Annotated in this window: 9 protein-coding genes and 1 pseudogene; 9 read left to right on the forward strand and 1 reads right to left on the reverse strand. The window is 59.1% G+C overall.

Annotated features, from left to right (window positions below; all coding sequences use genetic code 11):
- Positions 1–403: 403 nt before the first annotated feature.
- Complete coding sequence (locus tag HV670_RS28400) at positions 404–1,027, reverse strand: glutathione S-transferase family protein (RefSeq protein ID WP_175108290.1); 624 nt, start codon at positions 1,025–1,027, stop codon at positions 404–406.
- 558 nt (positions 1,028–1,585) lie between these two features.
- On the opposite strand from HV670_RS28400, the pseudogene HV670_RS28405 reads away from it, so the two are divergent.
- From HV670_RS28405 to HV670_RS28445, 9 genes and pseudogenes are all read left to right on the forward strand, one after another.
- Positions 1,586–2,070, forward strand: a pseudogene (locus HV670_RS28405) (cytochrome b).
- Between the two features lie 808 nt (positions 2,071–2,878).
- Complete coding sequence (locus HV670_RS28410) at positions 2,879–3,145, forward strand: hypothetical protein (protein WP_343054514.1); 267 nt, start codon at positions 2,879–2,881, stop codon at positions 3,143–3,145.
- A 5-nt stretch (positions 3,146–3,150) separates the two neighbouring features.
- Positions 3,151–4,002: an MlaA family lipoprotein gene (locus HV670_RS28415; RefSeq protein WP_175108297.1), complete on the forward strand. Its 852-nt coding sequence runs from the start codon at positions 3,151–3,153 to the stop codon at positions 4,000–4,002.
- 217 nt (positions 4,003–4,219) lie between these two features.
- Entirely contained in the window at positions 4,220–5,248 is a 1,029-nt protein-coding gene (gene lpxD, locus HV670_RS28420) for a UDP-3-O-(3-hydroxymyristoyl)glucosamine N-acyltransferase (RefSeq protein WP_175108291.1), read from the forward strand.
- A 256-nt stretch (positions 5,249–5,504) separates the two neighbouring features.
- The gene (locus HV670_RS28425) at positions 5,505–7,247 is read left to right on the forward strand and encodes a plasmid replication protein, CyRepA1 family (RefSeq protein WP_175108292.1); all 1,743 of its coding nucleotides are present in this window, start codon (positions 5,505–5,507) and stop codon (positions 7,245–7,247) included.
- 9 nt (positions 7,248–7,256) lie between these two features.
- A complete protein-coding gene (locus HV670_RS28430) occupies positions 7,257–8,231 on the forward strand; it encodes a hypothetical protein (protein ID WP_175108293.1) in 975 nt (324 codons plus the stop codon).
- Between the two features lie 427 nt (positions 8,232–8,658).
- Positions 8,659–9,090: a hypothetical protein gene (locus HV670_RS28435; protein ID WP_175108294.1), complete on the forward strand. Its 432-nt coding sequence runs from the start codon at positions 8,659–8,661 to the stop codon at positions 9,088–9,090.
- A gap of 62 nt (positions 9,091–9,152) precedes the next feature.
- Positions 9,153–9,707: a hypothetical protein gene (locus HV670_RS28440; RefSeq protein ID WP_175108295.1), complete on the forward strand. Its 555-nt coding sequence runs from the start codon at positions 9,153–9,155 to the stop codon at positions 9,705–9,707.
- Positions 9,708–9,878: a hypothetical protein gene (locus tag HV670_RS28445; protein WP_175108296.1), complete on the forward strand. Its 171-nt coding sequence runs from the start codon at positions 9,708–9,710 to the stop codon at positions 9,876–9,878.
- Positions 9,879–9,997: the final 119 nt, after the last annotated feature.

The following is a 9,997-nucleotide window of genomic DNA, read 5'->3' on the forward strand; positions in this document are numbered from 1 at the left end:
CCCGTTCAAAATCGCAGTAAAGCCAATTCTTCAGTCCGGCACGAGCGCGGCTACCCGCGAGCCAAAACCTCGGTACCCAGCAGATTTCCGTGTTTTGACACACTCTGGGCCGACTGCTGCCCCACGCAGTCGGCCGTAGTCGGACCCGTTTCGGCCATCCGATCCGCCGTGACGTCAAAGGCAACTTTTAAAGGTACAACGGTCATTCATGCGGCCATGTCCGCCGGCAAGTACTACGCCGAAGTGGTCGTCGGTTCATTGACAAGTCAACCGCCGATATAGCTTGTTCGCCTGGCAACCGACGACCCGTTTGAGCGAACAACCGCTTTGACCGTCAAATGATGGCAATGAACGACTCAAGCCCCAATGAGAGCACGGTGCCCTGATGATCTTGAACCTAGGCTTAGGCAGCCGCGACGCTTGGCCGCGCTCCCACGCGGGCGCGCCAGTCTTTGAGATTTGTAAGTGTTTCGGGCACTTCGATCTTGAGGAAATCTGCGAGGCTCAGTCCGGCAAACGCGGTGATGTCGACCATAGAGAAACTATCCCCTGCAAGATACGGTTGCCCGCTCAAGACCTGGTTCAGATAGTGCAGGCCGGCAATCCCGCGCTTGAGGCTTCGCTCGCCCCATTCGCGGTTCTGGTAGAGCTCGATCTTTTCACCCAATCCCGGTGTGGCGTGATGAAAGTAGGTCCCTAGAGCATCCATCAATTCGACTTCGGTCCGACGCTGCATCATGTGAATGATCGCGCGTTCCTTACCGGTACGGCCAGTGAGCGTCGGCTCGCCGTCCAGGTGGTCGAGGTACTCGGTGATCGCCGTGCATTCAGAGATCGTCGTGCCATCATCGAGCTCGAGCACCGGTACCGCGCCTGACGGATTTTTGGCAAGGAACTCCGGAGTTCTATGTGCGCCGCCAGGCAGATCGACCTGAACGAACTCGACGCGGCTGGTGAGACCTTTCTCGGCAATCGCGATACGAACGCGGGCGGGATTAGGAAAACCTTTGAAATCGTAAACCTTCACTTCTAATGCTCCGGAACATGAAACTGGCCAACAAGGGCGATGTAAGGATGGGCGCACATTTAGCGCCCGTTTTGAGTCTACCTATTTCTTCCCAAGCATGCATGCGTGCCGCAGAAGTCGGCCTCAGAGAAGGCGGCCAATGGAACGGCTGCTCTCGGCTCGACATGAGGCGATGGATCGCGGCGCTTCAATCAGCCTATTGCCGGTTGTGACAGACCTTCGAGCGTTTGGCTGTGCCACCGAACAAGAAAATCCGTTTTATCGCCGCTCGCCGACAACTGTCTTGTCTGGGGGGCGGAGCGGATGCTCAAATGACCGTCCGAGAGCTTGACCGAACGACCGTAGATGGCCCGGACTGGGACATTTGCCAGAGCCCGCGTCTTGCGTTGAATCAGTTTCCCCTTAAGTATGGGGTGACTACTATTGTTGAGTCCGGTCAGCTCGTGCTTCAGTTCAGTTGCACGCTCGGGAGTTTCCCTTGTTGCCTTGTCTATGAGGATTCGAAATGACGAAATTGTATGATTTGGACCCGCCACCTTTGATAGTCGTGCACGCCTTTTGCACTGGCTGGTGGGAGCGCTGATCGCCATACAGTTTGCGATCGGTTGGATCATGCCTGACATCGGCAAAGGCACTCAACCGATCGGTCTGATTGCCTGGCATCTGGGTGTCGGGGCAACCTTGATTGCCGTCATGGCTGTCAGGGTTGTGTGGCGGTTGACTCACCGGCCGCCACCGAGTTCGCTTTCATCGCTGCTCGGCGCGGCGTCGAGCGCCACGTATTTTCTTCTCTATGCGGCGCTCCTCGTGGTGCCGGTGCTCGGGTGGGTCAACGCATCCTCGCGCGGCTGGGAGGTTCGACTGCTGAGCATCGTGCCCTATCCTAGCCTCTCGCCGACGGGCTCTGCCGTCGGACACGCGATGGGCGATGTCCATAGCGCACTGGCATGGGTTTGTTGGCGCTGATCTGCATGCATGTCGGTGCAGCGCTATTTCACCGCTTCGTCCTCAAAGATCGCGTGAGCCAGCGGATGTGGCCGTAATGCGCTAAAAATACGAGTCAAGTTGGGTGCGCAGTGGCCCTGTGCTGTCTCATGCTTTGACTCGTCAGCGACGGCACAACGCTTCGCTCGGGCTCGTCCTCACAGCGGAGACATCAGGTATATCCACGAATACGCCAAAGGGGGGCCGACCTGACTTGAAGGAGCACCCGATGGTCAAGCGGTGTTCGCTATCGCAGGCGCACTCTCGCTTAATGCGCTAAACAATTCGTTTTACTGTGCACAATGCAGTCGGACGACTGCATCCAATCCATAAAGAAGACGTTGGAGCTCGCGCACGGAAGCCGCACCCGGAATTCAAGATAACAATCTTGTCACGTGCGCGTCATCCTAGGGTCAAGGTCGGATGCGCAGAATAATGTCGCTCATCGTCTCTGCCGAAGCGCCGGAGGCGCAGGCTTCATTCGGGCGAGTGTGAAGTCGAAATTCACTCGCCCCGAAAGCTTGCGTGTAACTGATCCAATTGAGGAGCTGCCGCAGCTGTTCAGCGCGCACCCGAGGCCTGGTGTTGCACCACCTCATCTGCCGTTAAATTCAGTAACTTTGTATTAATTGCGTTGGTAACCAATCGCTTGCTCCTACGCGGTAGTCTTAGCGGCTTATTTCGCGAACCGAAACGTTCCGACAGCGGGTCGTCCCATCGAGCGGGCGTTCGTGCTGCCGAGCTGCCCGTAGAGGGCTCCTCCTTGCTCAGCCACTACGCATCCCTTTGGCGTTTCCGCCTGTACGCTGACGGCCGTTTCTCGTTCCTCGTCTCGCGACACTGGAGCACGCGCGGGTCGTACCCTCCGTGACCAAAGTGCTTCCGAATCACGAAGGGTATGAGTTGACGATTTTCAAGCCGCTTGCCGATTCCTCGTCTGAAAATGACGTGGTCGATGCGCGTCGCATGAATAAATCTTTTGAGGAACAGATCCTGAAACTTCCCGAGCAATATTACTGGTGCACCGACGCTTCAAACATCGTCTGCCAAGCATGCCGGCGGTGTATTGGATGTTACGCATCGTCAGGGGTCCAGCCGGAAGCCAGTGTCCCGGCGAAGTTAGGAGAACAGTAGTGACAATGATACGCGGCACAGCGCTGGCTGTAGCGGCAGCACTGGTACTCGCGGGCTGTGCGACGGTACAGACGCCGACCACCGGCGATCCGCTGGAGGGGCTCAATCGTACTGTTTTTACCTTCAACGACAAGGTCGACCAGTACGCCTTGAAGCCGGTCGCACAGGCGTATGTACGGGCACTTCCGCAGCCGGTGCGGGACAGCGCTATAAACTTCTTTTCAAATATCGGTGACGTGTACACGGCCGGCAACGATCTGCTGCAGTTGAAGATTACCGATGGCGTCGAAGATGTCATGCGCGTCGCTATCAATACGGTCTTTGGTGTCGGAGGCCTGTTCGACGTCGCGACGATCGCGAGGCTGCCAAAGCACACGGCCGATTTTGGGTTGACGCTCGGCCACTATGGCTTGCCGCCGGGGCCGTATCTCGTTCTGCCGCTGCTCGGTCCGAGTACCGTGCGTGATACTGCGGGGATGCTTGTCGAGTTCGAAGTCGATCTGACAACCTACGTCCAGCCGATATGGTTCCGCACGACACTTTATGGCGTGCGGGTCGTCAGTGTGCGCGCATCGCTGCTCGGCGCGGGGGATCTCCTGGCGGGTGCTGCCCTCGACAAGTATTCGTTCATACGAGACGCGTATCTGCAGCGTCGCCAGTATCTGATCTCCGACGGCAATCCACCTCCGCCGGCCTATAACGACGACTCGGGCCCCGATACAGGCCCAGCCAGCATAAGCACACCGGCGTCCGGAGCGGCCGGGCAGTCGAGCATAGTTGCTCCCCCTCCTGTTTCTGCGTGCGCAACTCGGGCCGCCTCCGGCACTCCTGGGTCGACTGTCCAGGTCTACAGATGATGCCGCCGGCTCGTTATTACAGTTTGCCGAACCCGCTGCCGAGGTAACGGGTATTCACGCCGGTGAACTTGGCAACGTACACCCACTTCAACTCGTGGGTTGGGATGCACACGCGGTCACGCCATGAAAAATACGGCGATGATTTGCTCTATGAACGAGCTCCTGATGTGCTACGCGACATTTAGCGTCCACAGCCGGGCTAAAAAACAAGGAGTGGATGATGAACAATAAGTTCTCCGTCGACGCGCGTTTCTACGCTCGGAGCGGCCCCTACAATGTCACCGAGGTGGCCGCCGTTATGAATGGAATCGTAGCCAAGTCCGACCACGTGCTGAGCGGAGTGGCGCCGCTTCAAACCGCGGGGTCGAATGAGGTCAGCTTTTTAGACAACAGCCGATATGCCTCGTTGCTTGAGAAGACCGGTGCGGGCGCCGTGATCGTACATCCCGACATGGTGAACCGCGTGCCGCCTTCAGCGACCCCCATCATCACGACGGCACCGTACGAGGGCTGGGCGCGAGTTGCCGCGCTGTTCCATCCGTTGGCTTCCGCCAGCCCCGGCATCCATCCGACGGCGTTCGTGGCGTCCAATGCTCGCGTCGATCCAACGGCGGAGATCGGCGCCTTCGCATGCATCGAAGAGCACGCACACGTCGGGCCGAGATGCCGGATCGGTCCCTATGTGAACATCGGCAGCGGGGTCGTGGTCGGCGAGGATTGCCGGATCGGCAGCCATGCCACCATCAGTCACGCGCTGCTCGGAGCGCGCGTCTGTCTCCTCCCCGGGGTTCGCGTCGGGCAGGAGGGCTTCGGCTTTGCGAATACGAAGGCCGGGTTCCTGACTATCCCGCACCTTGGGCGGGTCCTCCTCGAGGACGACGTCGAGATTGGCGCGAATTCCACGATAGACCGCGGATCGATCCAGGACACGGTGATCGGGGCCGGGTCCCGACTCGATAATCTTGTCCAGATTGGACACAATGTGCGCCTTGGCCGCTGCTGCGTCATCGTTGCCCAGGTGGGCATCTCGGGGTCAACGGTGCTGGAAGACTTTGTCCAGGTCGGCGGCCAGGCAGCTATGGCCGGTCACCTGCGCATCGGACGCGGCGCACGAATCGGCGCCCAAGCTGGCGTTATCTCGGACGTGCCGGCGGCAGCCATCCTGCTCGGAAGCCCAGCGCAACCGCGGCATGAGTTTTTTCGACAAGTCGCTACGCTTAAGCGCATGGTCCGTCAGCCAAAGTGAGTGTCGGCCTTGTCACCAATGAACCAGAATCGAGCGACCCGGAGAGTGCTCAACTTTCAAGCCTGCAGTTTCTATTTCGATTCCTCACCGCGCTGGCTTGATCACGGCTTCGCGGTTCGACGGCTTAGATAGTCGGCGTATCAGAATATTTTCGGAGGAACCCGGCAAAGACGGGAAAGAATCGCGCGTTATCACGCTTGAGCGCGAACTGCGGAAGGCGTGGGGCCACGTGGCGACGGACCCGGGCGCAGAAGGGATGCATCATAGCGCTGCGTCTTACGGATGGGCACTGTGCAAAAAGCGCGTGCGCTATACGCCTGCAGAAATGGACGTCGATGAGCTCATCGGTCGTATCCGATGTTCGGGCGCGCCGATTCACAAGAAGACGCTGGCGCACATGGGCGGCTGGATGAACTGGCTGTGCTCACAGCGTCGGTCGACCGCGCTGCTGCGCGTGGGCATTTCGGACGGCGCAAAGCACCGGCACATTTATACGCCTTGCACTGAGCTGCCGGTGCTCGGCGACGTCGACTATCGCGGTGTCATCCTGATCCGCGCGCCGATGGGATCCGGAAAAACGAAGGGCATTGGCCTGGCGTTTTCGCGGTTCGCCCAATACAGCAATACGGTGAGCGGCGACGCGCGGTTTGTGGCGATCGTACATCGGGTCACGCTGGTGAGCGCGCTTGTCCAGGTTCTCGGCCTCACCCATTATCGGGACGGCAAGTACCCGATCACGAAAGAAAACGCGGTCGACGTGACCGCGCTCGGCGTATGCCTGCCGTCGATCAATAAGGCGTCGCTGCGCGCGATCATGAAGGAATGCAGGTATCTCCTGATCGACGAGATCGCCCAGGTTCTCGCGTTTCTCGAATCGAAAAAGTGCTTCGAGGAAGAAGGCGAAGGCTCGCGCCAGGCTGTCTATGGTGCGCCGCAATCACTTATTCGCAATGCGACATGCGTGATAGGGATGGACGCCGGCGTCAATGACCGCGTGATCAAGTTCATCGAGCAGTGCAGGCCGGCCGGCGAGCAGATCCGCATCTATGACATGGCTCAGAAGGACGAAGGCCTGACCGTCAAGTACGGGTACGGCCAGAAGGCTATCCAGATGTTTTACGAGGAGGCGAACCGTCGCCTGGGTACCGGCGAAAAACTGTGGATCGGCTGTGACAGTCGCAAGCAGGCAACCGAGCTGCATGAGGTGCTCTCGGGTCTGCACGGCGGCAAGCGGTTCCTGCTGATCACGCTCGACACGACGGACCGGAACGAACAGCGCGCGTTTCTCGAGAACGCGGACAGGGTAAGCCGAGAATACGACTGCGTCATTCACTCACCGTCAATCAGCTCGGGGTTATCGATTGAGCACAAGCGTAAGGACTCGGCCGGCAATGTCGTGCGTGACGAAAACCGGGACGACATTGTCGATCGGCACTTTGATCACTGCATGTTCATCGGATCCGGCTGCTCTATCTCGGCGGCCGATGCGCTACAGATGATGCGGCGCGTTCGGTACGTCAAGACGTGGACGGTGGCGATTTACCAGGACAACACCGGGCCTGGCCAGACAGATCCTCGCGAGATTATTGCGGCGTGGGAGCAGGCCTCTGCGGCTGAAGGGAAGCCTACGCAGGCAACGCCGATCGGCCGGTATTTCGCCGGCGTCGAGGCTGACAGCAACGGCGCAAGGATCGAATTCGCGAACGAGTTGTACTGGCTTATGGAACAGGCGCTGTTCAAGATCGAGCGCACCCATCAGACGGAAGGCCAGTTCGACCCTGCGGTTCGAAAAGAGGCGCGTCTTAAGATCGAGATGCGCGAGAAGTCGCTAATCGTCGCAGCGCGCGACCTGAGCAACGAAGAGGCCGGCCTCCTTGAGCGATCGGCGAACAAGTCGGATGAGGATCGCGCGGCATTGGAGCGGCACGAAATCGCCGGTCTGTTCGGTAGCGACGTATTCAACATTGCGCCCGAAATGATTCTTGATGCGCCGCTCTAGGATGCCTACATGAATGGCCGAGGCCTGCGTCGGATCGACAATTTCTCTGGCGCGGTGCACGGCGCGGCCGACGCTAGCGAAGGCAAGAAGGCGCTCGAGGACATGAAGTTCGACCTCGCGACTCGCCAGTTCCAGGCGCTCCTGTGGGGCGATACCGTCATCAGGCCGGGCGTGCCGATCGAGATGGCGGCGGCGGCTGAGATCGTTGAGCGCGCGAAAGCGAACCGGGTCACGTTCGCTTATCACGGAATCGTTCCGAAGCGCTTTGGCGTCGGCAAGGGCAAGCCCAAAGCTAACCCGCTTGAGGATGTCGCCGACATGCTGGAGCTGATGGGACTCGGGTCGGATCTTGTCGAATCGGTCGATTCCGGCCGCGGTTCGCTCCAGATCGACGAATTGTCATTCGCGTTTATGGAGGAGTGGTCGGCCCGGCGCCGCGCGATGCAGACTGGATCGCGATATGTGGCCCCGGCAACTCCTGCGCCGCTGCCGACGCTGGCTGAGCGTATCCAGGCGCAACAGGCTCAGGGCGGTGCCGATATCACGCCGTGTGTGCTCGTGTTTGGCGAGTTGATCCGCCGTATTAACGCGACGTTGCCAGATTGCGACCAGGTTACGCGCAATGCGTTGGCCAACGCGCTGGCGGAACTTGGTATGGTTCAGGTATCGAAGACGTTCAGGCTGAAGCGCGGTGGCAAGTGGACCCAGAATACCGTCTACGTCGACTCGGACCTGGTCGATGTCGGAACCGAGCAGATCCGGACTGCCCTCGACGTAACGCAAGGTTTTGGTGACACTTGTGGTTCATCGACGGTTCTGTTTAGGGGAACCACGCCGTTTTCGCAAGTGTCACCAATCACGCAGACATCAGCCCAGCAAGTATCCGATGAAACAACAGGCCATTTGACACGGCCTTCGGAGGACACGGCCGAAACGGCCAGATTTGGCGACGTCGACGAGAAGATCAACGCACCGGTTTGGTGACGGACAGGCGCGGCGAGCAAACCAGCAGAAGTTGGCGAAAAGCAGCCGAACGGGTGGCGCCCGCAGTCGACCGTCGAGCGTCGGACGCGAGCACCGTTCCCTAAGCTTGTCGCGTTGAAATCCCTCGCCGAGTAACAGCAACAGATCCTCTCTGCTGTTCCGGTAGCGCGCCGCCACGGATATCCGTGTTTCGGAACCGACGACCCTTACACGGCAAGGATTTGCACTGCTCCGCGCGTCGTGAAACTAAACTGTTTCTAAATGGTTTCGAAACGTTGCTATGCCCCGCCCACCTGATCCACAGCGCACCAAAGCCTTACTAGCCATCCGTCAGCACGTCGCTGAGCATGGCGCCGTCGAAGGCCCGCGCCTGGCGAAAAAGCTGTTCCCCGATGTGCCGAAACCGACGTGGTCGACCTGGTGCGCGATGGTTCGCGATGCGGATCGGGATTTAGCCGAGGAGGTGCGCGCCGTCGTGCCGCGTCCGGCGCAGACCTTGGCGCCGCTCACTAACGAGCATCATGAAGTCGCTCGCCGGGCGATCGATTTTTACAGCGAGCTCGATGCAATGGTGGCGGACGCGCGACTGTTGGCCAGCTACGCTGTCGTCGCAACTGATGACGGAACGCGACGCGTCAAAAACCCACAAATTCTCGCAGTCTCGCACCGCATGCGAGCGACAAATCTGGCGCTTGCAATGAAATATGCCGAGACGGTCTGGAACGTGGAGCGACTCGAACAGATGCATGACGCGATTGCAACGGCTGTCCTGCAGGCTGACCGTCAAACTGTCGAGCGCGTCTTCGCAGCGATGAAAGAGGTGCAGAGCCGCTGGGACCCCGAGCGCAATCCATCGTGATCATCACTGGGCTTCTTCACAAAACCACAGATCAAGCTTTAATTGTTCGCAGCGAGAGCTCCATGAAAACCGAAATCGGAACGCCTACATACTTCGAGATTCCGGAGCTTCCCGGCCGGCAACACTTCCGTTGCAAGCGGCTGAGTGCCACCTTATCTGGAGACGCGTGCGGTGACCGCTGGAAGGCCGCGAACACAGCAGCCGCAAGCGCACGGTGTGCAAGCTGCAAAAATTGTCGAATCGGTGCTCAGCATGCTGGCAAGGTCGCGGCGAACCATTCACCGTTCAAAGCAAGGAAAATCTGCGCACGTTGTCACATGATGACACCGCGCCTGATCCACAAGCATCTGTGCGTTAGCCGCTATAACCGCGAGCGTGAGCAACGGATAGGCAAGAACGCCAAGGGGAACAAGCCGATAAAACTGACACCTCTACACCGCCGAACAGTCAGCTATATGGCAAACGGAAAACTCAAGACGAAAACAATTGATCGTGCTATGAACACCGCAGAGTTAATCGTCGCCGTCCTGCGAGACGAGGAACATGCTGTGCAGTTTGCATGGCAGGCGCCAGCAAGCATCCGGCCACATTTGCAACTCGAGGAGAACCATGCATGAATGAGGATCGCGCGTCTTGGCAACTCGCTGCGCATTGTTGCCGATTATGTCTCGGCCGCGTGTTATTGGGATGTTCTGCAGATGGCCGCCGCGTCTATCGCTGCGCCGAATGCGGCGCTCGTGGCGACGGAATCGATGCGTCAGTCATCTGTTGCTGCGGCATTCGCCTGAAGACCGGAGCGGACGCTGGGGTTCGATGCACGGCAAACAAAGCACCATCAGCTGAATGCTCTACGCAAATCGTTGCCGAGCAGATGAGCAGTTAGCGATGGCGGCATACGGCGCATGCG

Source organism: Pararobbsia alpina (assembly GCF_902859895.1).
Classification (GTDB): domain Bacteria; phylum Pseudomonadota; class Gammaproteobacteria; order Burkholderiales; family Burkholderiaceae; genus Pararobbsia; species Pararobbsia alpina.